27 protein-coding genes are annotated in these 21,655 nt (G+C 66.4%); 20 read left to right on the top strand and 7 right to left on the bottom strand.

What is annotated here, in order from left to right:
• Positions 1 to 7 precede the first annotated feature (7 nt).
• From WS95_RS25685 to WS95_RS25665, 5 genes are all read left to right on the top strand, one after another.
• Positions 8 to 538 (top strand): hypothetical protein, encoded by a 531-nt coding sequence (locus WS95_RS25685; RefSeq protein ID WP_059826830.1) that lies wholly within the window; start codon positions 8 to 10, stop codon positions 536 to 538.
• Positions 531 to 857, top strand: coding sequence for a hypothetical protein (locus WS95_RS25680; protein ID WP_059826828.1), 327 nt, complete (start codon positions 531 to 533; stop codon positions 855 to 857). The genes WS95_RS25685 and WS95_RS25680 overlap by 8 nt, the downstream gene beginning before the upstream one ends.
• Positions 858 to 875: 18 nt before the next feature.
• Positions 876 to 1,721, top strand: coding sequence for an MBL fold metallo-hydrolase (locus WS95_RS25675; RefSeq protein ID WP_059826945.1), 846 nt, complete (start codon positions 876 to 878; stop codon positions 1,719 to 1,721).
• Positions 1,722 to 1,824: 103 nt separating this feature from the next.
• On the top strand, positions 1,825 to 2,235 hold the full coding sequence (locus WS95_RS35905; protein WP_059781870.1) for a VOC family protein: 411 nt from the start codon (positions 1,825 to 1,827) through the stop codon (positions 2,233 to 2,235).
• Positions 2,236 to 2,425: 190 nt separating this feature from the next.
• The gene (locus tag WS95_RS25665; RefSeq protein ID WP_059826827.1) at positions 2,426 to 3,991 is read left to right on the top strand and encodes a methyl-accepting chemotaxis protein; all 1,566 of its coding nucleotides are present in this window, start codon (positions 2,426 to 2,428) and stop codon (positions 3,989 to 3,991) included.
• 9 nt (positions 3,992 to 4,000) lie between these two features.
• On the opposite strand, the gene WS95_RS25660 is transcribed toward WS95_RS25665, so the two are convergent.
• Complete coding sequence (locus WS95_RS25660) at positions 4,001 to 4,408, bottom strand: DUF3224 domain-containing protein (protein WP_059826825.1); 408 nt, start codon at positions 4,406 to 4,408, stop codon at positions 4,001 to 4,003.
• A gap of 313 nt (positions 4,409 to 4,721) precedes the next feature.
• Between WS95_RS25660 and WS95_RS25655 the strand changes: the two genes are divergently transcribed.
• Positions 4,722 to 5,984 carry a saccharopine dehydrogenase family protein gene (locus WS95_RS25655; RefSeq protein WP_034208941.1) on the top strand — a complete coding sequence of 421 codons (1,263 nt, stop codon included), beginning with the start codon at positions 4,722 to 4,724 and terminating at the stop codon, positions 5,982 to 5,984.
• A gap of 6 nt (positions 5,985 to 5,990) precedes the next feature.
• On the opposite strand, the gene WS95_RS25650 is transcribed toward WS95_RS25655, so the two are convergent.
• On the bottom strand, positions 5,991 to 6,914 hold the full coding sequence (locus WS95_RS25650) for a LysR substrate-binding domain-containing protein (protein WP_059826823.1): 924 nt from the start codon (positions 6,912 to 6,914) through the stop codon (positions 5,991 to 5,993).
• Positions 6,915 to 7,046: 132 nt separating this feature from the next.
• Between WS95_RS25650 and WS95_RS25645 the strand changes: the two genes are divergently transcribed.
• On the top strand, positions 7,047 to 7,679 hold the full coding sequence (locus tag WS95_RS25645) for an FMN-dependent NADH-azoreductase (RefSeq protein ID WP_059826822.1): 633 nt from the start codon (positions 7,047 to 7,049) through the stop codon (positions 7,677 to 7,679).
• A 33-nt stretch (positions 7,680 to 7,712) separates the two neighbouring features.
• Here the strand turns inward: WS95_RS25645 and WS95_RS25640 are convergent, their stop codons facing one another.
• On the bottom strand, positions 7,713 to 8,330 hold the full coding sequence (locus WS95_RS25640) for a LysE family translocator (RefSeq protein ID WP_059826821.1): 618 nt from the start codon (positions 8,328 to 8,330) through the stop codon (positions 7,713 to 7,715).
• Between the two features lie 67 nt (positions 8,331 to 8,397).
• Between WS95_RS25640 and WS95_RS25635 the strand changes: the two genes are divergently transcribed.
• The 3 genes from WS95_RS25635 to WS95_RS25630 all read left to right on the top strand — a co-directional run bounded on the left by WS95_RS25635 (position 8,398) and on the right by WS95_RS25630 (position 10,218).
• Positions 8,398 to 9,321 (top strand): LysR family transcriptional regulator, encoded by a 924-nt coding sequence (locus tag WS95_RS25635; RefSeq protein WP_059826820.1) that lies wholly within the window; start codon positions 8,398 to 8,400, stop codon positions 9,319 to 9,321.
• Between the two features lie 203 nt (positions 9,322 to 9,524).
• Entirely contained in the window at positions 9,525 to 9,905 is a 381-nt protein-coding gene (locus WS95_RS35150; RefSeq protein WP_156444579.1) for a hypothetical protein, read from the top strand.
• Positions 9,886 to 10,218 (top strand): cupin domain-containing protein, encoded by a 333-nt coding sequence (locus WS95_RS25630; RefSeq protein ID WP_059826818.1) that lies wholly within the window; start codon positions 9,886 to 9,888, stop codon positions 10,216 to 10,218. The genes WS95_RS35150 and WS95_RS25630 overlap by 20 nt, the downstream gene beginning before the upstream one ends.
• Positions 10,219 to 10,390: 172 nt before the next feature.
• Here the strand turns inward: WS95_RS25630 and WS95_RS25625 are convergent, their stop codons facing one another.
• A complete protein-coding gene (locus WS95_RS25625) occupies positions 10,391 to 10,690 on the bottom strand; it encodes an H-NS histone family protein (protein ID WP_034208947.1) in 300 nt (99 codons plus the stop codon).
• 227 nt (positions 10,691 to 10,917) lie between these two features.
• Here WS95_RS25625 and WS95_RS25620 point away from each other — a divergent pair, with 227 nt between their 5' ends.
• Both WS95_RS25620 and WS95_RS35145 read left to right on the top strand, forming a co-directional pair.
• Positions 10,918 to 11,406, top strand: coding sequence for a RidA family protein (locus tag WS95_RS25620; RefSeq protein WP_034208948.1), 489 nt, complete (start codon positions 10,918 to 10,920; stop codon positions 11,404 to 11,406).
• Between the two features lie 6 nt (positions 11,407 to 11,412).
• On the top strand, positions 11,413 to 11,709 hold the full coding sequence (locus WS95_RS35145) for a hypothetical protein (protein ID WP_156444578.1): 297 nt from the start codon (positions 11,413 to 11,415) through the stop codon (positions 11,707 to 11,709).
• Here the strand turns inward: WS95_RS35145 and WS95_RS25615 are convergent.
• Entirely contained in the window at positions 11,673 to 12,731 is a 1,059-nt protein-coding gene (locus tag WS95_RS25615; RefSeq protein ID WP_179950230.1) for an NAD-dependent epimerase/dehydratase family protein, read from the bottom strand. The two genes, WS95_RS35145 and WS95_RS25615, sit on opposite strands and share 37 nt — an antisense overlap.
• 247 nt (positions 12,732 to 12,978) lie before the next feature.
• Here WS95_RS25615 and WS95_RS35405 point away from each other — a divergent pair, with 247 nt between their 5' ends.
• The 4 genes from WS95_RS35405 to WS95_RS25595 all read left to right on the top strand — a co-directional run bounded on the left by WS95_RS35405 (position 12,979) and on the right by WS95_RS25595 (position 16,488).
• The gene (locus WS95_RS35405; RefSeq protein ID WP_179950229.1) at positions 12,979 to 13,383 is read left to right on the top strand and encodes a hypothetical protein; all 405 of its coding nucleotides are present in this window, start codon (positions 12,979 to 12,981) and stop codon (positions 13,381 to 13,383) included.
• Positions 13,384 to 13,487: 104 nt separating this feature from the next.
• Positions 13,488 to 14,531: an ankyrin repeat domain-containing protein gene (locus tag WS95_RS25605; protein ID WP_059826941.1), complete on the top strand. Its 1,044-nt coding sequence runs from the start codon at positions 13,488 to 13,490 to the stop codon at positions 14,529 to 14,531.
• A 339-nt stretch (positions 14,532 to 14,870) separates the two neighbouring features.
• Positions 14,871 to 15,122, top strand: a complete 252-nt coding sequence (locus WS95_RS25600) for a hypothetical protein (RefSeq protein WP_034208950.1) — start codon at positions 14,871 to 14,873, stop codon at positions 15,120 to 15,122.
• A 280-nt stretch (positions 15,123 to 15,402) separates the two neighbouring features.
• Entirely contained in the window at positions 15,403 to 16,488 is a 1,086-nt protein-coding gene (locus tag WS95_RS25595) for a helix-turn-helix transcriptional regulator (RefSeq protein WP_257139948.1), read from the top strand.
• A gap of 35 nt (positions 16,489 to 16,523) precedes the next feature.
• Here WS95_RS25595 and WS95_RS25590 read toward each other — a convergent pair whose 3' ends face one another.
• On the bottom strand, positions 16,524 to 16,718 hold the full coding sequence (locus WS95_RS25590) for a hypothetical protein (RefSeq protein ID WP_034208952.1): 195 nt from the start codon (positions 16,716 to 16,718) through the stop codon (positions 16,524 to 16,526).
• Positions 16,719 to 17,274: 556 nt separating this feature from the next.
• Here WS95_RS25590 and WS95_RS25580 point away from each other — a divergent pair.
• The 4 genes from WS95_RS25580 to WS95_RS25565 all read left to right on the top strand — a co-directional run bounded on the left by WS95_RS25580 (position 17,275) and on the right by WS95_RS25565 (position 21,373).
• Complete coding sequence (locus tag WS95_RS25580) at positions 17,275 to 18,261, top strand: TRAP transporter substrate-binding protein (protein WP_034208954.1); 987 nt, start codon at positions 17,275 to 17,277, stop codon at positions 18,259 to 18,261.
• Positions 18,258 to 18,830 (top strand): TRAP transporter small permease, encoded by a 573-nt coding sequence (locus WS95_RS25575; protein WP_059826815.1) that lies wholly within the window; start codon positions 18,258 to 18,260, stop codon positions 18,828 to 18,830. The genes WS95_RS25580 and WS95_RS25575 overlap by 4 nt, the downstream gene beginning before the upstream one ends.
• Positions 18,831 to 18,834: 4 nt before the next feature.
• Positions 18,835 to 20,187 (top strand): TRAP transporter large permease, encoded by a 1,353-nt coding sequence (locus tag WS95_RS25570; RefSeq protein ID WP_034208956.1) that lies wholly within the window; start codon positions 18,835 to 18,837, stop codon positions 20,185 to 20,187.
• Positions 20,188 to 20,281: 94 nt separating this feature from the next.
• Positions 20,282 to 21,373 (top strand): lactonase family protein, encoded by a 1,092-nt coding sequence (locus WS95_RS25565; RefSeq protein WP_059826813.1) that lies wholly within the window; start codon positions 20,282 to 20,284, stop codon positions 21,371 to 21,373.
• 22 nt (positions 21,374 to 21,395) lie between these two features.
• On the opposite strand, the gene WS95_RS25560 is transcribed toward WS95_RS25565, so the two are convergent.
• Positions 21,396 to 21,641 (bottom strand): hypothetical protein, encoded by a 246-nt coding sequence (locus WS95_RS25560; protein WP_059781848.1) that lies wholly within the window; start codon positions 21,639 to 21,641, stop codon positions 21,396 to 21,398.
• Positions 21,642 to 21,655: the final 14 nt, after the last annotated feature.

Genomic DNA, 21,655 nt, shown 5'->3' with positions numbered 1-21,655 from the left:
CGAACCGATGATCTATACCGTCGAATGCAGCTTCGCCGACGTTGCCAGCGAAGCCGAATGGAACGATTTCTACAGCGACGACAAGCTGCCGGCCCTCATCTCGGTCGCCGGCTTTCACACGTCGCAGCGCTTCAGGGCGATAAGCGACGGCTGCCCCGTTTATCTCGCCGTTCACACGATCGACGGTCTCGACGTGCTGACCGGCGATGAATATCGACGCAAAGGCGGCGGCAATTTCGCGCGGTGGCAGCAGCACATCACCGACTGGCACCGCAATCTCTACGGCGATATCGGTCGCGCGCCGGCGGTCGATGCCGACGAGCTGCTCGCGCTGAGCGCCAGCGGCCCCGGCCCGCTGATCGAACTGGGCCTGAAGCCGCTGGCCATGGAGGCCGTTGCGCTGGAGCAATTTCCGGCGCGCCGCTGGCTCGCGGTCCTCCCCCGGAGCGATGCCCCGCTCGACGACGACGTGCCGGCCGGCCTCGACCTGTACGCACCGATGACGGCGCAACTGACGAAGAGGCGGGGCGATGCCTAACGTGACTTTCCATATCGACGCGGAACGCATGCCGCCCGACGTGCGCCTCGCCGAACTTTCCGGCGACTGCATCGAACTCTGTACGCGTGTCCTTCAGGCAGAAGTCAGGAACGTCCACGTCATTTACGTGGCGGTTCGGCACGGATGCGGGCATCCCGTTTTCGCGGAAATCCGGTATCGCGTGGAATCGTTCCGTCCGCCCGCGGTCATGGACGCGTTCATGGAAGCGCTGGATCGCGCCGTCGTTCGCCGCACGGGGCTGACGGCGCGCATCCGCTGTTTCGGTCATGCCGTGCCGAACCTTCACGCGCGAAACTAGCCGCTCCGGAGCAGCATGATGTCCAACGTTACGTTTCCCTGTCAGCGTGTCGGGGATTTCACGATCACCGCGATCAGCGACGGCTACCTCACGGCCAGCCTCGATTTCCTGTCGAATATCGACGTGGCCGACGCCGCCGGCATGCAGCACGCGGCCGGGCAGCAGGCGCCGTCCGCCGTGCATATCAACTGCTACGTCGTGCGCGGCGCGGGCCGCACGATTCTCGTCGATGCAGGGGCCGGCGGCATCAGGCAATGGGGCGGCCGTCTGCAGGACAACTTACGGTTGGCCGGCATCGATCCGGGCGCGGTCGACACCGTCCTGCTCACGCACGCCCATCCCGACCACATTGGCGGGCTGACGAATGCCGCCGGACACGTTGCGTTTCCGAATGCGGAGCTGCTCGCGCATCGTCGCGAGGTCGCGTTCTGGCGCGACGACGGCAATCTGAGCCGCGCCAGCGAGCGCGCCCGCGGCAATTTCCGGATCGCGCGTCAGGCATTCGACGCTTACGGCGACGCGCTTCGGACCTTCGACGCAGGCGAGGTGCTGCCCGGAATCGCTGCCATCCCGCTACCGGGGCATACCGACGGGCATACCGGCTATGTGCTCGAATCCGGCGATCGGGGCTTGCTCGTGTGGGGCGATATCGTGCATTTCCCGCACATCCAGATCAAGCGGCCGGACGTCTCGATTGCGTTCGATCAGGATGCGTCGCAGGCGGCGGCGACGCGTGCGCGGCTGCTCGACCGGGCCAGCTCGGAAGGGCTGCTGATCGCCGGCATGCATCTGGGGGAACCCGGGTTCGCGCGAATCGGGCGAACCAACGGCGAATACCGCCTCATTTACGAGACCGACGCGTGAAGCGAGGCACGGAAACGTTCGAGATCGATACCGCGCGCCCGCTTTGCAGGCTGCCGTTCGAGGAGGACAATCCAGCCTGAAATCTCGCCGGAGGTCACACATCATGGCTTCGTTCCAACCCGATGGATGGCATACCGTCACGCCGCGGATCGTCGTGCCGGATCCGCGCAACCTGATCGCCTTCATCCGCGCGGTGTTCGACGCAGAAGGCGAATGCCGTGCCGGCTTGCCTGCCGAGATCCGGATCGGCGACTCCGTCGTGATGGTCAGCGACGGAGGCGGCCTGCGCGATCCGATGCCGGCGTTTCTGTACGTGTATGTTCCGAACACGGACTCCACCTATCGACGGGCGCTCGCGGCGCAAGCGATCCCGCTCGAAGCGCCCGCCGACATGCCGTACGGCGACCGGCGGGCGATGGTGAGGGACGCGTGGGGAAACGTCTGGCAGATCGCCACGCACCAGCGTGACCTGTCGGCCGACGAGATTCGCGCGAGGCTCGGCGACGGCGGCTAGTCGCGCTACCTCGGTTCTCCCTCTGTCGCAATCGTCAAGATTCGCGTCGCATGCGGATAAAAGCCGCCCGTTCCCCGCGTCGTTAACCCGTTCGCAGCCCCGCGTCCGGTATTGCGCCACGGCGCGCGTCGTTCGTGTTCCGGAATTCACCTCCGCCGCTGGCCGTGCCCGGCCGGCTCAAGGGAACGTCATGCGAAAACAACTCACTATCCGTGGTGGACTCGTCGCGACCATCGCCGGTTATACCGTGCTGCTCGTGCTGGTGGTCGGCGCCTGCATCGCGGCCCTTTACATCGGCAACGGCTCGCTCGAGGCGATGTACCGCGACGACACCGCGTCGCTGCTGCACCTGAAGACCAGTTCCGAGCGGATGCTGGTGTTGCGCGAACGCATGAGCGACGTCGCGCAGATCATCAGCGCCGGCCAGCCCGCGAAGGAGGAGATCGCGCAACTTCACGCGCTGCTCAAGCAGAGCAACGACGAACTGGATGCGTACACACGCCTGCATGCGCGCGACGCCGGCGAGCAGGCACTGTTCGACACGTTGCAGGAGCGCCGGCGCACGCTGCTCGACCGGGTGTTCCTGAAGGCGCTGTCGCAGCTCGACGGCGACGACGCATTCAACTTCCTCGACACGCAGCGCACCGCGCCGCCGGCGTTGTTCGCGGCCTACCAGACGGCGATCGACGCGCTCGAGTCGTTTCAGGTCACGCGCCAGAAGGCTCGCTACGATGCGGCCGGCATGCATTTCCACCGGATCGTGTGGGGGATGGGGGCGGTCGCGGTGCTGGCGCTCGTCGTCGGGTTCGTGGCCCAGCGCGTGCTCGCGAAGGCGATCATCGAGCCGATCAACGTCGCGGTCGAGCAGTTCGAAAAAATCGCGAAAGGCGACCTGACCGGCGCGGTCGTCGTCCCGGGCGAGAATGAAATGGCGTATCTGCTGAATGCGCTGAAGCGGATGCAGGACGGCCTCGTCGATACGGTGAGCCAGGTGCGCGCGAGCACCGAGACGATCGTCGGCGACGTGCGCACGATCGCGAGCGGCAACGTCGACCTGTCCACGCGTACCGAGCAGCAGGCCGTGTCGCTGCAGCAGGCGGCCGCGAGCGTCGAGCAACTGACGGCGGCCGTGCGCCAGAACGCGGACAACGCGCGCGACGCGCGCACGTACGTCGAGGGCGCGGCCGGCATCGCGTCGCGCGGCGGCGAAGCGATGCAGCGCGTCGTCGAGACGATGTCGGAGATTTCGCACAGCTCCACGCGCATCTCCGGCATCGTCGGCGTGATCGAGAGCATTGCGTTTCAGACGAACATCCTCGCGTTGAACGCCGCCGTCGAAGCTGCGCGCGCGGGGGAGCAAGGGCGCGGGTTCGCGGTGGTCGCCACCGAGGTGCGCGGGCTCGCACAGCGCTGTGCCGCGGCGGCGAAGGAAATTCGCGACCTGATCGGCCAATCCGCGCGACGCGTCGAAGACGGCAGCGGCCTCGTCGCGCGGGCCGGCTCGGCGATGGCCGAGCTCGTCGCGGCGGTCGAGCGGGTGAACGCGATCATGGGCGAAACCAGCCAGGCATTCGACGAGCAGTCGTCGGGCATCGAGCAGGTGAACGCCGCGGTGATCCAGATGGAGCAGACGATGCAGCGCAATGCCGCGCTGGTCGAGGAAGCGGCGGCCGCGGCGCTGTCGCTCGACGAACAGGGCGCGCGGTTGAGCGCGGCGGTTGCGCAGTTCCGTCTGCGCGACGCGGCGCTCGCGTGACGTGCGCGTTTATTGCGGCGCGTCCGGCAACGCGTAGTCGAAGCGGTACGCATGCCGGCCGTCGTCGATGTCGATGCGCATCGCGCCGGACAGGCCGAGCAGTTCGTCCGTTCCGGAATCGGGCACGACCGTGATCGACTGCGTCGGCTGCCCGCGCGTCATGGTGGAGCTGTGCTGCAGGACAAAGCTGCCCTTGCGTCCGCCGAGCACGCCTTCGACGGTTTCCATCGCCACGTAGCCGGCCGACCCCTGAACGCTGCTGCGAAACGCGAGCATTTCTCCGTGGCTGACGGCTTCCAGATCGCCGTGAAAATGCTTGTCCAGCGACAGGCGGCCGAGTCCGCTGTGCTCCGCGACATGACTCAAGGGTTCCGGATTCAGCTTCACTTCGAACGGACCGCTGGCCTGCAGTTTCATGACTGTTTTCTTCGTCGAATGGGCAGTCGACACTATAAGCGAACGCCGTCGACGGTGGGCCGATCGCGGTGCGTCAGTCGTCCTTCGTGAGCCCGACTGGCCACGCCTACCGCCTCATGATCCGGCGACGAAACCGCTGCGGCCATCGGGCCGCGCCACCGCCGTCCGACATATTCCTCTACTCGTCACCTTGACCTTGAAGCCGACTTGAAGCTTAGAGTATTTGCTGGCGGCAGCGGCAGGCTTCGGATCTCGCGTGCCGCGGTCTAACGATACGGATACGTGCGACGTGCGCGCACGGAAGGAGTCGTCCATGCCCCAACCGACCTACGATCTCGTCGTATTCGGCGCCACCAGTTTCGTCGGGCAGATCCTGACCCGTTACCTGTCCGATTATCTGTCCGGCGCGGCCGCCGGTGCCGGCGACACGCTGCGCTGGGCGATCGCGGGCCGGTCCGACGCGAAGCTCAGGCAGGTCCGGAATACGCTCGGCGCGGCCGGGCAATCCGTGCCGATCATCGTTGCCGACGCGGCCGACGAAACGCAGCTGCGGGCGCTGTGCGCGCAAACGCGGGTGGTCGTGTCCACCGTCGGCCCTTACGCGCTGTACGGAGAGCCGCTGGTCCGGGTCTGCGCGCAAACCGGCACCGACTACTGCGACCTCACCGGCGAGACGCAGTGGATCCGGCGGATGATCGACAGGTACGAGCCCGCGGCCCGGCAATCGGGCGCGCGGATCGTGCATTGCTGCGGCTTCGATTCGGTGCCGTCGGACATGGGCGTCTTCTTCCTGCAGCAGCAGGCGCGGCGACAGTGGGGCGAACCGGCCGCGCACGTGAAGATGCGCGTCAAGACGTTGAAGGGCGGTGCGTCGGGCGGCACCGTGGCCAGCGTGATCAACGTCGTGCGCGAAGCGGCGGCCGATCCGGCATTGCGTCGGGAGCTGCTCGATCCTTACTCGTTGTGTCCGCAACGGCATGGTTTCACGGTGCGGCAGCACGCGGTCCGGTCCGCCGAATTCGATCGCGACTGCGATACGTGGATCGCGCCGTTCGTGATGGCGGCGATCAACGAGCGCGTCGTTCACCGCTCCAATGCGCTGGCGGACGATGCGTACGGCAACCGCTTCACCTATGACGAAGCCGTGATGACGGGCACGGGCCTGAAGGGGCGCATGATCGCGCTGGCAATGGTGGCGGGCCTCGGCGCATTCATGGTCGGCGTCCTCGTCGGGCCGGTGCGCGGCCTGATGGCGCGCTTCCTGCTGCCGAAGCCGGGCGAGGGGCCGAGCATCGACGCCCAACAGGCCGGCCGCTACGATTTGCGCTTCTTCGGCCGCGCCGACGACGGGCGTACCTTGCGCGTGAAAGTCACCGGCGATCGCGATCCCGGCTACGGCTCCACCGGCAAGATGCTCGGTCAGGCCGCGATCGGTCTCGCGCTCGATTGCAGCCGCGACGGCGTGAAGACCGGGCGCGGCGGCGGTTTCTGGACGCCGGCGACGATGTTCGACGAACGCTATATCGAGCGTCTGGTTCGCCATGCCGGGTTGCGTTTCGAGGTGATTCGACCGTAGTTCGCGTCAGCCATTCGAGCCGGGCGTCGTCGTCGTGGACGCTCGGCGGCGACGCGCGCGGCTATCCTTGCCCGCGCCCGTGCGGGCAGCCGTCTCGTCCAGAATCGTCGCGGCGAATTCGGCCGCCGCCGGCATCCGCGCGTCGTGCATCATCACGAATTCCATCTCCGGCAGCGCCGGCAAACCTTCGGGCACGCCCAATTCGCGGAGCGTGTCGTCGATCGCACTGCGCGGCACGGGTGCAATCGCGATGCCGGCCCGTGCGAAGGTCCGGATGCCGGTCACGCTCGGGCTTTCGCACGCGATCCGGTAGCGCATGCCGGCCAGTGTGAGCGCCTTGATGGCGGCGCCGCGGTACGGGCACGGATCGGGGAAGCACGCGAGCGGCACGTCGCCTTCCGGAAGCGGCTCGTGGCGCGCGAACGCCCAGGCGAGCGGCTCTCGCCACAAAGTCGCGCCGTGGCCCGAGTGCGAACACCGGCTGCCGATCACGAGATCGAATTCGCCGTTGGCGTGCCGTCGAAACAGGCTGTCGCCGACGTCGACGACCAGATCCAGCCGCAGGCCGCGCCGCGCGGCGCCGTGGCGGCGCATCAAATCCGCAAGCCAGCCGCCTGCGAAGTCCTCCGACACACCGATCCGCAGCTTGACGTCGACGGTGTCACCCGTTCCCAGCCTGGCCCGTGCTTCCTCGCTCAGGTTGAGCATCGCCCGCGCGTAGCCGAGCAGCGTCTCGCCATGCACGGTCAGCGTCACGCTGCGCGTATTGCGAACGAGCAGCGCCTGCCCGACCTGGTCTTCGAGGCGAGCGATCTGCGCGCTGACCGCGGACTGGCTGAGGTTCAGCCGCCGCCCGGCGCGGGTGAAGCTGCGTACGTCGGCAACCGCAACGAAGGTATGAAGCAGCGCCGTATCGAGAGGAGAGTTCATTCATCACTAATCCGGGTTAATTTGATCAATTAATATCGTTTCCGGATTATAGGCCGGCCGGATAGGCTGTGAAGCGCGGTGGGCGAGCGCGCATCGGGCGCGCCGTCGTCACCCTTGGCAAGGACCGGCGCCATGACACGCGTGCTCTATATCGAAGGCTCACCCAACAAGGCCCATTCGGCGTCCATCGAGGTGTGCGATGCGTTTCTCGACGCGTACCGGCATGCCCATCCCGATCACGAGATCCGCACGCTCGATATCTGGGATCTGCCGATGCCCGAATTCGACGGCGCCGCGCTGGCCGCGAAATATGCTGGGCTGGGCGGCACAGCGTTGACGCCGGAGCAGGCGGCGGCGTGGCAGCAGATCGAACGGCTCGCGGCGCCGTTTCACGAAGCGGACAAATTCCTGTTCGGCGTGCCGCTGTGGAATTTCAGTATTCCGTACAAGCTCAAGCACCTGATCGACGTGATCTCGCAGAAGGACGTGTTGTTCACGTTCGACGCAGCGGGGTTTGCCGGCAAGCTGGCCGGCAAAAAGGCGGCGGTGGTCTACGCACGCGGGCTCGCCTACCAGTCGCCGGGGTCGTTTACGCCGGCCGCCGAGTTCGATCTGCAGCGCCCTTACATGGAAACGTGGCTCAAGTTCGTGGGCGTGACGGACGTTACCGGAATCGTCGTCGAGCGCACGTTGTTCGGTGCGGACGGGAAGGTCGGTCGGCGCCGGGCGATCGACGACGCACGGGCGATCGCGCGGACGTTCTGACGTGCCGGCGCCGCGCATCCGGCGCGGGTGGTGTCAGCGCCCGCCCCGGGCGACGGCGAGTGCGACGCCGAAGCCCACCAGTAGGCATCCGAACGTACGATCGATCCAGTGCCGCAGCGACAGCAGGCGATCGCGGACAGCCGTGGCCGAGAAACAGCAGGCCACGAGGCCGAACCAGCCGGCATGGGCGGCCGCGATGAACGCGCCGTAGCCGATCTGCACGATCAACGGCGTGTCGGGCCGGACTGCCTGCATGAACAGGCTGACGATGAACACCGTGGTTTTGGGATTCAGCGCATTGGTCAGAAAGCCCGTGCGCAGCGCGGCGAGATCGGACAGCGGCGTCACGGTGGCGTCGGCTTGCACGCCGCCGGCTTTCGTCATGAGCATCCTTGCGCCGAGGTAGACCAGGTAGATCGCGCCGATCAGCTTGACGGTATCGAAGAGCCACGCCGACTGACGAATCAGGAGCCCGACGCCCAGCAGCGTGTAGCTCACGTGGACGATGACGCCGAGCCCGATCCCGCATGCGGTGAGTACGCCGGAACGACGCGACAGCATCAGGCTGTTGCGCGTGACCATCGCGAAGTCCGGCCCCGGGCTGATGACGGCCAGCAGCGTGATGGTGACTACGACTATCAATTCGGTCATCGTGTCGCTCCTGCAGTGGATGTCTTGATGGCACAATCCTACCGATCGTGCTTCATCAGGAAAAACGATGATTTCTGACCAGAATGGTGAGTTTGAATCACAATCGGTCCGTGCCGGCCTGCCGTCGCTGATGGCGCTGCGTTGTTTCGAGGCGGCGGCGCGTCACGAGCATTTCAGCCGCGCGGCCGACGAGCTGTGCCTGACCCATGGCGCGGTCAGTCGCGCGGTGCGTCTGCTCGAGGACGATCTGGGCGTGGCGCTGTTCGAGCGGCGCAGCCGTCGCGTGTTCCTGACCGAGGCGGGCCGCACCCTCGCCCAGGCCGTTCATGACGGCCTGGGCCTGATGCGTCACGCCGCTCACGCCTTGCGTACCGACGCCGCCCGTGCGCGGCGTTCGGTCCTGTCGTGCGAGCCGACGCTCCTGATGCGCTGGCTGATGCCGCGCTGGCCGGATTTCCAGGCGCGGCATGCGGGCGTCGACATCCATCTGGCCGCGGCCGGCGGCCCGTTCTCGTTCGACAGCGGTATCGACATGGCGATTCGTCGCAACGATTTCGCGTGGCCGGCGGCGTATCACGCCGAGCATCTGTTCGCCGAACGCGTGGGGCCGGTTTGCCGGCCGGACAAGGTCGGCGCGTGGTTTGCGTCGCGTCGCGGTGCCCGCGCGTTGAAGCCCGACGCTGTGCGACTGCATACACGCACCCGGCCGGACGCATGGCATGCCTGGGCGGCGGCGGCGAATCAACCGGCCGCGAACGGGCGCGGGCAGCGGTTCGATCATTTCTACTTCAGTCTGCAGGCGGCCGTCGCGGGGCTGGGAGTCGCGATCGGACCGTGGCACCTCGTGCGCGACGACATCGAAAGCGGTGTGCTGGTTGCGCCGATGGGGTTCGTCGAGGATGGATCGGATTACTACCTGTTGACGCCGACGCCGGCGATGGACGGGAGCGTGCACGCGGCGTTGCTGGGATGGTTGAGGGCGATGGTCTGACGACGGCTGTCGGGCGCGCTTTCGAATGACCGGCCAAGCGCGTGCCCGGATGCGCGACGCACCAAGCGATCCCGCGCGCCGCGAAGGCCGGTACCTCATCGGCGCTCGCATCGATATCGCCGCTCCCGGCAATATCGCCGCTCGTCGGGCAAACGCCACCTCGAATCGAAATAAAGCGTGAATGGACTTCCCGATGCTTGCTCATGCCGGCCAGCGAACGGAAAATGCATCGATCGGGACAGCGCGCTGCAAGCAGGATTGCCGAACTGCCGAGCCTACGTTTGCGCCTGATTGCCTGGGCCCGATGCTGCCGGGGCCGGCAGGATGTCGGCCGGCTTTTACCGGAAATGACGCGTGATGGTGCGCGCGTCGCTAAAAGAAAGCCGATGCGTGCTTTATCGTTGCAACGAATGAGCGCCGATGAAATCGTCGCCATTCTTCATCTTTTTGACATGGCTTTTAACGATCCAAGGGTAAGCCAGCGCGACGTCGGCCTGCAGCGAATATTTCCCGTTGCCTTTAAATCCGCATCCTTTACCCGAAGATCGACGACGAGGCGAAGCCATGCAACTTCAAACCGGTAATTTATTCGCCGTCGACGGGCGGCGCGGCGGCGACGAGCGAATCGACAGGCTCGTCACGGGCCCGCGTGTAAACGTCGAGCGGATCGTATCGATGGGGCATGCGAGCCCGGACGGGTTCTGGTATGACGACCCGCGGGCCGAATGGGTCGTGCTGCTGTCCGGCGCGGCCGTGCTCGAATTCGAAGAGGATGCAACGCGGCTCGATATGCGCGCGGGAGATTACGTGCTGATCGAGCCGCATTGCCGTCATCGTGTCGCATGGACGCATGACGAAGTGCAAACCGTCTGGCTTGCCATCTATTACGAACGCTGAAGAAAGGATGGGCGTGCGGCACGATCGATGAATGGACTTGTGCGCGACACGCCGAGCGGGCAAAACCTCGTCTACCGGAGCGGCTTTGGAATACCGCCGGTATCGATGCGCCAATCCATGCCCAAATTGCCGGACAGCGTGTTGAATCACGCGCCGGCCCAGGCGGGCAATCTTATTCCTGGATCAGGAATCGATTGCGATTCTTCGCATCCTTGATCCATGCGGGCGCGCGACCGCGGCCCGACCAGGTCGCCCCGGTCTTCGGATCGCGATACTTCGCCTGCACGGGAGCGCCCGCCTGTCTGGCCGGCCGACCGCGACGCGTACCGAAAATGTCTTTTTCGGTGATGCCGTATTCCGCGACTTTGGTGCGGATGTCGTCGACGACCGCCTGGAATTCAGCGACGCGCGCTGCTTCGGCTTTCTCGGCCAAAGCATCCATTTGAGCTTTCAGTTCCTTGTAAGTTGCCATATATCACTCTTCAGGTTGTGTCCATACATGATAGCGGTTTCAACCGGAAATGACGAAGAAAATTGCGCCGACTACGAATTGCATTGCGGATATGGCAATGCACGACTGCTTCGAACACCTGAGAAGTCGTTTGATTGGATCGTTTGCGTCCGATCTTCTCGTGCGGGACAAGCTTCGGAGACTCAATTATTCTTTATCTTTTTTCAGAAGGATTGGGGAATTCACTGATGAACAGGGATGACAAACTGAAACATGTCGCAGCCGAATTCGGATTCGATCCGGACGAAACGATCAGGATCGGCGGAAAGTACACGCCCGTCCTGGTCGACGGAAGGACGGCCTACGTCGCCGGCCAGATTCCGCGAATCGGCGAAGTCGTGCATTTCGTCGGCATCGTGGGCGAATCCGTTTCGCTGGACGACGGCCGCCGCGCGGCCGGCATTTCCGCACTGCGCGCGCTGGCGCTGATCCGCAAGCAGTGCGGCACGCTCGATGCGATCGCGACGGTGCCGCGCATGACCGTGTACGTGCGCAGCGCGCCCGGCTTCACGATGCAAAGCGAGGTGGCCGACGGCGCGTCGGACGTGTTGTATGCCGTGCTCGGCGACGCCGGCGTCCATACGCGCTCGTCTGTCGGCGTGCTGCAATTGCCGAAGGGCGCGTCGGTCGAAGCCGATTTCATTTTCGGGCTGAATCGCAGCGGCGCCGCCGGTTGACCGGGAATGGCCGCGCCGACCGGACGGGCCGCCTTGCGTCGATCGGCGCGCCGAGCGCGAGCGGGCGGCTTCGGGCGTCGTCCCGGTCCGTTCATCGAATGCGCGGAAGAACGAATCCGGATCCCGGTAGCCGGGCAGGAAGGCGATCTGACCGGAGGGCAGGTTCGAGCGATCGAGGTCATGCCGCGCGAGCTTCGCGCGAACTACCGCCGGCAGGGTTTTGAAGTTCGCGCCCTCGTCGCCGAGCGGACGCTGCGCGAAGCGGTTCATCGCCGCAATTGCCCGGTTTCGACGAGCTGCTGAAAGAAGTCGTTCATCGACTCGGCGAGCGGGCGATAGCGGATGCCCAGTTCGTTGCGGCTGCGGCTGTTGTCCGCGCGCCAGCGCAACCCGACGTTGCGCGCGATCACGCGGCGCGTCACGCTCTTGTTCACGAGCGGGCCGACCAGCCATACCAGCCACTTCGGCAGGATGCGTCGCGGAATCGGATGGTCGGCGCCATACCGTTCCAGCAGCGTGGCGGCCATCGCCGGCAGGTTCGTGTCGTGCGCCGAGACGATGTAGCGGCCATTGGCGCTCGGCAGGAACGCCGCACGCAGGTGCGCGTCGGCCACGTCGCGGACGTCCACCGCGCCGATGCCGAGATCCGGCACGCCGGCCTTCATCGTGCCGTCGCCCATCTGCCGCACGATCTCGAAGCTCTCCGACGTCGCGTACGGATTGATGCCGGGCCCGATCACGAGCGACGGATTGATGGCGACGAGATCCCAGCGTTGCTGCCGGCCGGCGATCTGCCACGCTTCGCGCTCGGCGACCGTCTTCGAATACGAATAGGGTTGATGGGCGAGCGACGAACTGGTGTTCCAGATTGCTTCGGTGAACATACCGTTGGGCGTCGCAGCGAGATCGGCGTTGTCGCCGTAGATCGCCGCGCAACTGCTGGTGAGCACGACGCGCCGCACCGACGGCGTGCGGTTGACCGTCTCGAGTACGTTGCGCGTGCCGAGCAACGCCGGATCGACCAGTTCCTTCTGCGGATCGCGAACGGTGACCGTGAATGGCGACGCGGTATGGAACACGATCGCGCAACCCGCCATCGCGTCCTCGTACGACCCGGGTTCGAGCAGGTCGGCGCGGAAATAGCGGATCGTGCCGGGCTTGCCGGCCGCGATGCGCTGGAGATGCTTCAGCTTGTCCGGGCTGTCGGGGTCGCGGACGGCCGCATGGACCGTCAGACCGGCCTCGAGCAGACGCTGCACGAGCCAGCCGGCGACGTATCCGGTTGCGCCCGTCACCATGACGGGGCGGTCGGTATCGATGTCCATGGGCGGGATTCCGTTGCAGGGGAGATGCGCCATGATGCCGCCTTTTGCGCGTCGCTTCATGCGCCAGGCGCGTCGATCGACATGCAAGGCGCGACGGGCGGCACGATACCGGTGGCCCGCGGCGATGCTCGGGATCGCTGACGGATCCGGGGCCGGCGAACGGCCGTGCGCCGGTTTGCCGGCGGCCATTGACGCGCCGCGTCGGGTCCGATTACGCTCGTCTCCGATCTCATTTCGGGGCCGATCGATGAGCGACGACGCGACAGAAAAGGTGATCGAATTCGCCAGGCACGTAATCGGCTACATGCAATCCGCTTTTCCCGGCTGGCGCGAAGTTTACGTTTGCTTCAGCGCGCCGGGCGACGGGCAGTACGGCGTGCGTGCGTCATATGCGACGGCGGCCGGCGTCGAGCTGGTTTCGACCATGGAGCACCGCGATTTCATCGGCGGGATCATGCGCATCGGGCCGCAACTGCGCGACGCGCTCGCGAACGACGGCAGGACGTTCCGCGCCGCGCTGTTTCGTGCCAATGCCCGGTTTTCCTATCGAATGGATTACGACTGGAACGACGCCGCACGCTGGAAGATCACGAAGCTCGGCGGCGCATCCGGGCTCCCGGACGGGCTGGAGGCGCTGGAGCCGCTGGACTGACGGGTGCGGTCGGTTGCATGCGCACCGATGACGGATACAAAACCGCGTTATCACTTTGACGAATGGCCGACGATACGGACTCGATCGAAGGCAGGAGAGCCGCCATGCCGAAAGCAAAAAAGAAGCTGCTGCCGAAGGACTTCGACGCGCTGCTCGACGAAGGCGACATTGCGAAGCTTCAGGCGGTGTTCGACACCTGCGACGTGAATGCGCGCGGCGGCCCGAGCAAGCGGACCGCGCTGTCGTTCGACCGGTGTCCCGACGATCTCGCGCGCTGGCTCGTCGCGCACGGCGCGGATATCGGCGCAGCCGATGCGTACGGCAACACGGCATTGCACGTGCGTGTGCGCAGCCGCTTCGACGTGCTGCTCGAACTCGGCGCGGACGTTCACGACGACGGTGCGTCGATCGGCACGCCGCTGCATGCGGCGGCCGACTCGCGTCATGCGTTGTCCGCACGCCTGCTGCTCGAGCACGGCGCGCGCGTCGATGCATTGAACCGGGACGGCCAGACGCCGCTCGAGCGCGCCTTGCGCACCTGCGGCAACGCGGATCTCGAGCACATGGCGGCGCTCGCCGACGTGCTGCTCGGCGCCGGTGCGGCAAGGACGCCGCAGATGCAGGCCAGCGTCGCCGAAATCGGCGAGCGTTTCGAGTTCATGCGCGAGCGCTACAACCCGCAGGAGGTCGACGCGGCGAGCGCTGCGCTGGACCGCCTCTACACGCTGTTCGACGTGCCCCCGGCGCCGCGTCGCCGGCTGCACGACGGTCGCTCGCCGATCGTCGTCGCGGCCGGAACCTGGCAGCAACAGCATCAGGCATTGTGGACGCAACTGGTGCCGGGAACGGGGCACGCGGCGACGGTGCAGGGCGAACTCATCCGGATCTCGGGCCGCATCGCGCATGAACTCGAACACAACGGCGGCTGCAACTGGGATGCCGATTTCAGGAAGATGGCCGATGCGTTCGCGGCGATCGTGCGCACCGGCACGTCGCTGCCGGCGGCCGATCTGGCGGACATGGAGGCCGTCGTGCAGGACGTCAAGCGCCAATCCGGCGACCCGGCGCAACTGTGTCGGCTCGCGGTGGCGTGGGTGCGCCTGAACCCCGATCCGCTCGAACTCGCGCCGCCGTCGTATCGTCGGTAGCGCGCGGCACCGTCGCCTTGCGGAGCCGGCCGTTACGGCTCCCCGGCGTTTCCGGAAGTCATCACCCGACCCATATCGGTCGGCATCCCCACTTTTGGGGATGCCGGCGCCGGGCGGTACGCCTACGATGATCAGCGAGGCACCGGGGACCGGATATCACCAGAACAATCGAGCAGGCCTGTCGTTCCGTGTCGGTCGCCGTGAACGTCCGCACAGTCGATTGACACAGTCGTCGCATACGCTGATGCGCAACGTATGCGGTGCGTCGTTGGCACCGCGAACGACGGCGCGTCGATGACGGAAGGCCTGATGTCGTATTTCGGGGGAATCTCAATCACTATGCTCGCACGAGACTATGTGGAACGAGAGCTCTCGCACATTCAGCGCATGGTGGCGCTGTTGGACAGCGAGACGGACATCGACGACGTGTCGATGTCGGGGGCGGGGCGCGTCAGGCATCCGCGATACTGGCGCGGGCGTATCGAGGAACTGATGTCGACGCCCGACGTGCCGCGTCACGTCAGAAAGCTGAGCGAAGCGGTGCTCGCGAAGATCGACGAGATGGAAGTGCGGTTCGCGACGATGAAGTAAGTGCATCGTCGAGTCGGGCCGCGACACGCGTTTCATCGCGCCGCCGGCTGCGTCCTTCGAGCCGGATGCCCTCGCGTCGATCGACGCCGCGCAGGCCGCCGCGTGCGTCGACGCGGGTTGCGTTGCGCTATCGGAAACGGCCATTACGTCTGACGAGAAACGGTAACGAATGTGGTATTTCGACCAAACCCGCATCGGCGATTTGAACAATGAGGCCGATTGACTAAGATGCCCAAACGGCGTTCGACAAAAACGCACGGCGCGGGGTGGCCAGATGCAGATGAACGGATTGGTTTCGTCGGCATGGATCGATGACGTCTACGCTGCAGCACTGGGCGACCAACGATGGGAAACGGTGCTGGACGGGCTGCGTCGGTCGGTCGGCGTACGCATGGCCACACTGCTGTCGTTCGACGATGCGGCAAGGCTGCCGGCGATCGAGCAGGCGGCCGGCGACGATCCGTCATGGGTCGCCGCGTGCCACCACCGCTACAACACCGAGTTCTACCTGTACGACCCGGTCGTGCCGGTGGCTGCCGACTGGCCGGCAGGGCGCTGGTTCGAGGACGTCAAGCATCTGTCGGTGCGGCAGCGCACACATGGCGTGTTCTATCGGGAATTCATGCAGCCGTTCGGGCTTGGCGGCATCTCGGGCCTGTACATCCATCGCGGCGACGGTGCGGGCGCTTTCCTCAGCGTGCAGAGCGGCCCCGAATCGCAAGGGCTGGCCGATGAGCAGCGTCGCGCCATCGAAATCATGGGCGCGCACATCAGCCGCGCGCTGCGCATCCACGCGCGCATCGGCGAGCTCGAAGCGCGCGTGGCCGCCGCGGAATCGGCGCTCGACGTGGTGCCGGTGCCGGTGTTCCTGCTCGGCGCGCAGCGCGAACTGCGCTATACGAACCGCGCGGCCGATCGACTGATCGCCGCCGAACCGGCGCTGCGGATCGTGAGCGGCCGTTTCGTGCCGGAAGGCTGCGTCGACGACGCGCAATGGCGGCATGCATTCGCACGCGGCGGGCTGTTGCTGCGTCGTGCGACCGGCGAGCCGCTGCCGCTTGCGCTGATTCCCGTTCCCGAACAGTCGCGCCTCGCGCGCGAACGGCCCGGCGTCGCGGTGCTGATGACGGCCGCCGACCTGCGTTCGCCGTCGGCGCGTGCGCAGCGCCTGCGCGTGTTCTACGGGCTGTCGTCGGCGGAAGCCGAGCTCGCGGTGCTGCTGTGCTGCGACGGGCGCTCGCCGCAGGAATGTGCGGCGCTGCGCGGCGTATCGATCGGCACGGTGCGCGCGCAGATCAAGTCGATCTACACGAAAACGGACGTGGCGCGCGCAGCCCAGCTCACGTCGCTGGTCATGCAGACCTGAGCGGCCAACGCGCGCCGCCGGGACTGCGTTTTTACCTAGCCGCCGCCGATTCCCTGCAGTATCTTGCCGGTCCCGCCGCAGACGGTGCATGGCTGGCCCTCTACGCGGCCGGTGCCGCGGCAGACGCGGCAGGTGTCCTCGCCGATGCCCGGCGCGTCGGCCGGGCCTTCGTCGCCGGCATTCGGCGAGGTAGGCGGATCGTGGGGCGCCGATGGCTTCGTGGTCGACATCGCAGGCTCCTTTTTCGTTGCACGATGTCGCGGCGAGCATCGCGCGTGCCCGCCGGGCGGCACGCGCGACGACGACGGGTTTCCCGCGCGTGTCGGCGCCGGCGCCCCGCGTCGACCCGAACGGGTTCGACCGGGCGATGCCCGGGAAGTCGACGACCGTCGCGCGGAATGCCGGCGGCGCGTGCTGGTGGCATCGGGGCGGCGTGACGACATTGTGATCAGTCATCCTATAACGACGGCAAGCAAAGCGAAAGGAGACCGTCGGATGTCGGGAAACCGCGCCATCGGCGTCCGATCAGCCTGTCGGCTCGTTTCCGGAAAACGTTTCGCGAAAAAGCGCGAAATCAGAGAATGTGATTCCCCGTTTCCTGCCAAAATCCTTTGATGGCAGCGGTTATAGGGGTATGCACCAAGTGAGTTAAACGGTTAACCGACGTACATTCGCTGAACACGTCATACGACGTATGACTCTGCGGTTCGAGGAAGCGCATCGGCGACGCCGGCGCGGGCCGACGGATCGCCGCACAACAACGATTGACCATCAAGGAGACTCACCATGAAGCACCGATTCACCGGCTCCCGTACCGCGCTGGCCGTCGCACTGCTGGCCGGCTTCGCGATGTCCGCGCAGGCGCGCGTGTTCCGCTCGGCGGACGTGCACGGCGACAACTTCCCGACCAACATGGCCGTGAAGTTCATGGGCGACGAGCTGTCGAAGCAGACGGGCGGCAAGGATTCGATCAAGGTGTTCGGCAACAGCGCGCTCGGCTCGGAGAAGGACACGGTCGACCAGGTGCGGATCGGCGCGATCGACATGGCGCGCGTGAACGGCGCATCGTTCAACGAGATCGTGCCGGAATCGCTGATCCCGTCGTTCCCGTTCCTGTTTCGCGACGTCGACCATTTCCGCAAGGCGATGTACGGCCCGGCCGGCCAGAAGATCCTCGATGCGTTCACCGCGAAGGGGATGATCGCGCTGACGTTCTACGAGAGCGGCGCGCGCTCGATCTACGCGAAGCGCCCGGTGCGCTCGCCGGCGGACATGAAGGGGCTGAAGGTGCGCGTGCAACCGTCCGACCTGATGGTCGACGAGATCAAGGCGATGGGTGGCACGCCGACGCCGATGCCGTTCGCCGAGGTGTACACGGGCCTGAAGACGGGGCTCGTCGACGCGGCGGAAAACAACCTGCCGTCGTACGAGGAAACCAAGCATTACGAAGTCGCGCCCGATTACTCGGAGACGCAGCACGCGATGACGCCGGAAGTGCTGGTGTTCTCGAAGAAGATCTGGGACACGCTGTCGCCGCAGGAGCAGGCGGCGATCAGGAAGGCGGCGGCCGATTCGGTGCCGTACTACCAGAAGCTGTGGACCGCACGCGAAGCCTCCGCGCAGCAGATGGTGACGAAGGGCGGCGCGAAGATCCTGCCGGCCGCGCAGATCGATCGCGCGGCGTTCGTGAAGGCGATGCAGCCGCTGTGGACCAAGTATGAAAAGACCCCGCAGATGAAGCAGATCGTCGACGAGATCGAGGCCACCAAGTGACGCGTCGCACTTCCCTGAACGGCGCGGCGGCCGCGGCCGCGCCGGGCGCCGCCCCGGACGACGCAACGGCGGCGCCGCCGCACGCCGCGCCGCTGTTGCGCTGCGTGAACGACGTGCTGTTTCGCGTGCTGGCCGTGATCGCGTCGGCGTGCCTCGCGGTGCTCACGGTGCTGGTGTTCTATGCGGTCGTGATGCGCTACGCGTTCGACAACGCGCCGGATTTCGTCGAGCCGATCGCGTTGTTGCTCGTGATCGTGATCGCGATGTTCGGCGCGGCGATGAAGGTGCGCGACGGCGGCCATATCGGCCTCGATTCGCTGGTGCGCCGGCTGTCGCCGAAGGCGCGCACGGTCGTCGTCGCGATCCAGCACCTGAGCCTGATCGCGTTCGCGATCATGATCATGATCGGCTGCGGCAGCATGGCCGCCGAGACGATGGGCGACCGCATTCCGATCATCGGGCTGCCCGAAGGCGTGCGCTACCTGATCGCGATGCCCGCGGCGGTTGCGATCGTCCTCTTCTCGCTCGAGCACCTGCTCGCGCTTCGTCGTTCTTCGTCGGGACAATAACGCCATGGAACTCGCGATCCTGTCCGTCAGTTTTCTGATATTTCTCGTCCTCGGCGTGCCCGTGTCGTTCGCGCTCGGCATTGCGTGCGTGCTGACCTACATGGTCGAAGGCCTGCCGATCGCGACCGCGATGCAGGCGATGATCTCGGGGATGAACGCGTTCTCGTTTCTCGCGGTGCCGTTCTTCATTTTCTCCGGCGAACTGATGCTGCATGGCGGCATCGCGGACCGGATCCTGCGCTTCGCGCAGGCGAGCGTCGGCCACTTCCGCGGCGGCCTCGGGATGGCGAACGTCGTCGCGTGCACGCTGTTCGGCGGCGTGTCGGGCTCACCGACCGCCGATACGTCGGCGATGGGCGGCGTGGTGATTCCGCTGATGAAGCGCGAAGGCTACAGCGCCGCGTACGCGGTCAACGTGACCACGCATGCGTCGCTCGCCGGCGCGCTGATGCCGACGTCGACCAACATGATCATCTACGCGTTCGCCGCGCAGGGCATCACCGGGATGCTGCACGGCCAGCCGGTGAGCGGCGTGTCGATCGGCGACTTGCTGTTCTCGGGGCTCCTGCCGGTGTTGTGGGTGATGGGCTTCGTGCTCGCCGCAGCATACTGGCAGGCCGTGCGTCACGGTTATCCGCGCCGCGATGACGGCTCGTCCGTGCTGCCGCGGTTTCCCGGCTGGTATGCGGTGCTGCGCAGCTTCGTCGGCGCGGTGCCCGGGCTGATGGTGATCGCGATCATCCTCGTGTGCGTCGCGAAGGGCATCGCCACCGCGACCGAAGCGGCCGCGATCGCCGTGGTCTACTCGCTCGTGCTGACCGCGGTGGTCTACCGGACGCTCACGGCCGAGAAGCTGCGCCGCGCGCTGTCGCATGCGGCGCGCACGACGGGCGTCGTGCTGCTGCTGATCGCGGTGTCCAACATGCTGCGCTTCCAGATGTCGTACCTGGAGATTCCGGATGCGATCGAAGGGTTGCTGAAGCAGTCGACCGCGGCGCCGTGGCTGATGCTGCTGTACATCAACATCATCCAGGTGTTTCTCGGCACGTTCGTCGACATGGCCGCGCACATCCTGATCACGACGCCGCTGTTCCTGCCGATCGCGATGGCGTGCGGCGTCGGGCCGGTGCAGTTCGGGATCATGCTGCTGCTGAACTGCTCGCTCGGTCTCGTGCACCCGCCGATCGGGTCGGTGCAGTTCGTCGGCTGCGCGATCGGCAACGTGTCGATCGGCGAGACCACGAAGATGGCGTGGCCGTACTATCTGGCGATCTTCAGCGCGATCAACATCGTCACGTACCTGCCGTTCTTCTCGACGTGGCTGCCGAGCCTGATCAGCGGGCACGCGGTGTTCTGACGGCGTGCTTCGCGCGTCGCGGCGCCGGACGACCGAGGTGGTCCGGCGCCGCGCTCGCATGCGCGGCTCCCTTTCTGCACTTCCCGTCACTTCCATGAAAACGACTCTCGTGCGGCGCGCCGTTGCGGCGGCCGCGTTGACGATGGCGGCCTCGCTCGCGCACGCGGCGACGTATGCGTACGTATCGAACAGCGACAGCCGCGACATCTCGGTGTTCGGCGTCGACACGTCGAACGGTGCGCTGACCGCGATCGAAACCGTGCCGGTCGGCGGCGCGGTGATGCCGATGGTGCTGTCGCCCGATCATCGTCGCCTCTACGCGGCGTTGCGCTCGACGCCGTATCGCGTCGTCAGCTTCGCGATCAATCCGCTCGACGGGCGGCTGTTCGAGCTGGGCCGTGCACCGCTCGCGGACAGCATGGCGTACGTGTCGACCGATGCGTCGGGCCGCTACCTGTTCTCGGCGTCGTACGGCGGCAATCTGCTCGCGGTGAACCGGATCGGCGCGGACGGCGTCGCGGGCGACGTGCTGCAGACGGTGAAGACCGGCCCGATGGCGCATGCGATCCGTCAGTCGCCCGACGGCCGCCATGCGTTCGCGTCGGTGCTCGGCGCCGATGCGTGGCTGCGCCTGCCGTTCGATGCGTCGACCGGCAGGCTGACCGACACGGGCGAGCCCGCGTATCGGCTGCCGGAGAAGTCGGGTCCGCGCCATTTCGTGTTTTCGCCGAACGGGCGGTTCGCGTACCTGATCGATGAGCTCGACGGCAAGCTGCACGCGATCGCGCTGTCGCACGGCGGTGCCGATGCACGGCCGATCCAGACCGTATCGATCCTGCCGCCCGATTTTCACGGCGACAAGCCGTGGGGCGCCGACCTGCATCTGACGCCCGACGGTCGCTTCCTGTACGCATCGGAGCGCACGTCGAGCACGCTCGCCGCGTATCGCGTCGACGCGAAGTCGGGCACGCTCGCGCGAATCGGCACGTTCGCGACCGAGCAGCAGCCGCGCGGCTTCGCGATCGATCCGTCGGGCCGGTATCTGCTCGCGGCCGGGCAATTGTCGCCGACGCTGGCCGTGTACCGGATCGACGGCCGCACCGGGCGCCTGGACGCGATCGGCAAGTATCCGGTCGGCAAGGGTGCGAACTGGGTCGAGATCGTCACGTACGACGGGACGAACTGACGGCCAGCCGCAACGCGGGCGGTCAGTCCCGTCGCGGCGCCGGCTCGACGTCGCCGTCGGCCGACCGTTCGTCGCGCCAGTCCGCCAGCGCGCGCCACAGCGCCGGGCGCGCATGGTCGCGCGGCGGCAACCGGATCACGTGAGCGACGCCGCGCACGTTCACCACGACGCCCGAGTCGGGCAACGTTCCCGGGATGCCGGAGGACGAACGCTCGTCGGTGTCCGGTTCGGCCGCGGCGTGCGGGCCGGGCGAGTGTCGAAACATCATGCGAAATCTCCGTG

The organism is Burkholderia sp. MSMB1826 (assembly GCF_001526325.1).
Classification (GTDB): domain Bacteria; phylum Pseudomonadota; class Gammaproteobacteria; order Burkholderiales; family Burkholderiaceae; genus Burkholderia.
This window is presented reverse-complemented; position numbering and strand designations above follow the sequence as displayed.

Coding starts and splice junctions, on each gene's coding strand:
- WS95_RS25685 (WP_059826830.1), top strand. CDS start 8: ATGATCTATACCGTCGAATGCAGCTTCGCCGACGTTGCCAGCGAAGCC.
- WS95_RS25680 (WP_059826828.1), top strand. CDS start 531: ATGCCTAACGTGACTTTCCATATCGACGCGGAACGCATGCCGCCCGAC.
- WS95_RS25675 (WP_059826945.1), top strand. CDS start 876: ATGTCCAACGTTACGTTTCCCTGTCAGCGTGTCGGGGATTTCACGATC.
- WS95_RS35905 (WP_059781870.1), top strand. CDS start 1,825: ATGGCTTCGTTCCAACCCGATGGATGGCATACCGTCACGCCGCGGATC.
- WS95_RS25665 (WP_059826827.1), top strand. CDS start 2,426: ATGCGAAAACAACTCACTATCCGTGGTGGACTCGTCGCGACCATCGCC.
- WS95_RS25660 (WP_059826825.1), bottom strand. CDS start 4,408: ATGAAACTGCAGGCCAGCGGTCCGTTCGAAGTGAAGCTGAATCCGGAA.
- WS95_RS25655 (WP_034208941.1), top strand. CDS start 4,722: ATGCCCCAACCGACCTACGATCTCGTCGTATTCGGCGCCACCAGTTTC.
- WS95_RS25650 (WP_059826823.1), bottom strand. CDS start 6,914: ATGAACTCTCCTCTCGATACGGCGCTGCTTCATACCTTCGTTGCGGTT.
- WS95_RS25645 (WP_059826822.1), top strand. CDS start 7,047: ATGACACGCGTGCTCTATATCGAAGGCTCACCCAACAAGGCCCATTCG.
- WS95_RS25640 (WP_059826821.1), bottom strand. CDS start 8,330: ATGACCGAATTGATAGTCGTAGTCACCATCACGCTGCTGGCCGTCATC.
- WS95_RS25635 (WP_059826820.1), top strand. CDS start 8,398: ATGATTTCTGACCAGAATGGTGAGTTTGAATCACAATCGGTCCGTGCC.
- WS95_RS35150 (WP_156444579.1), top strand. CDS start 9,525: ATGCCGGCCAGCGAACGGAAAATGCATCGATCGGGACAGCGCGCTGCA.
- WS95_RS25630 (WP_059826818.1), top strand. CDS start 9,886: ATGCAACTTCAAACCGGTAATTTATTCGCCGTCGACGGGCGGCGCGGC.
- WS95_RS25625 (WP_034208947.1), bottom strand. CDS start 10,690: ATGGCAACTTACAAGGAACTGAAAGCTCAAATGGATGCTTTGGCCGAG.
- WS95_RS25620 (WP_034208948.1), top strand. CDS start 10,918: ATGAACAGGGATGACAAACTGAAACATGTCGCAGCCGAATTCGGATTC.
- WS95_RS35145 (WP_156444578.1), top strand. CDS start 11,413: ATGGCCGCGCCGACCGGACGGGCCGCCTTGCGTCGATCGGCGCGCCGA.
- WS95_RS25615 (WP_179950230.1), bottom strand. CDS start 12,731: ATGGACATCGATACCGACCGCCCCGTCATGGTGACGGGCGCAACCGGA.
- WS95_RS35405 (WP_179950229.1), top strand. CDS start 12,979: ATGAGCGACGACGCGACAGAAAAGGTGATCGAATTCGCCAGGCACGTA.
- WS95_RS25605 (WP_059826941.1), top strand. CDS start 13,488: ATGCCGAAAGCAAAAAAGAAGCTGCTGCCGAAGGACTTCGACGCGCTG.
- WS95_RS25600 (WP_034208950.1), top strand. CDS start 14,871: ATGCTCGCACGAGACTATGTGGAACGAGAGCTCTCGCACATTCAGCGC.
- WS95_RS25595 (WP_257139948.1), top strand. CDS start 15,403: ATGAACGGATTGGTTTCGTCGGCATGGATCGATGACGTCTACGCTGCA.
- WS95_RS25590 (WP_034208952.1), bottom strand. CDS start 16,718: ATGTCGACCACGAAGCCATCGGCGCCCCACGATCCGCCTACCTCGCCG.
- WS95_RS25580 (WP_034208954.1), top strand. CDS start 17,275: ATGAAGCACCGATTCACCGGCTCCCGTACCGCGCTGGCCGTCGCACTG.
- WS95_RS25570 (WP_034208956.1), top strand. CDS start 18,835: ATGGAACTCGCGATCCTGTCCGTCAGTTTTCTGATATTTCTCGTCCTC.
- WS95_RS25565 (WP_059826813.1), top strand. CDS start 20,282: ATGAAAACGACTCTCGTGCGGCGCGCCGTTGCGGCGGCCGCGTTGACG.
- WS95_RS25560 (WP_059781848.1), bottom strand. CDS start 21,641: ATGATGTTTCGACACTCGCCCGGCCCGCACGCCGCGGCCGAACCGGAC.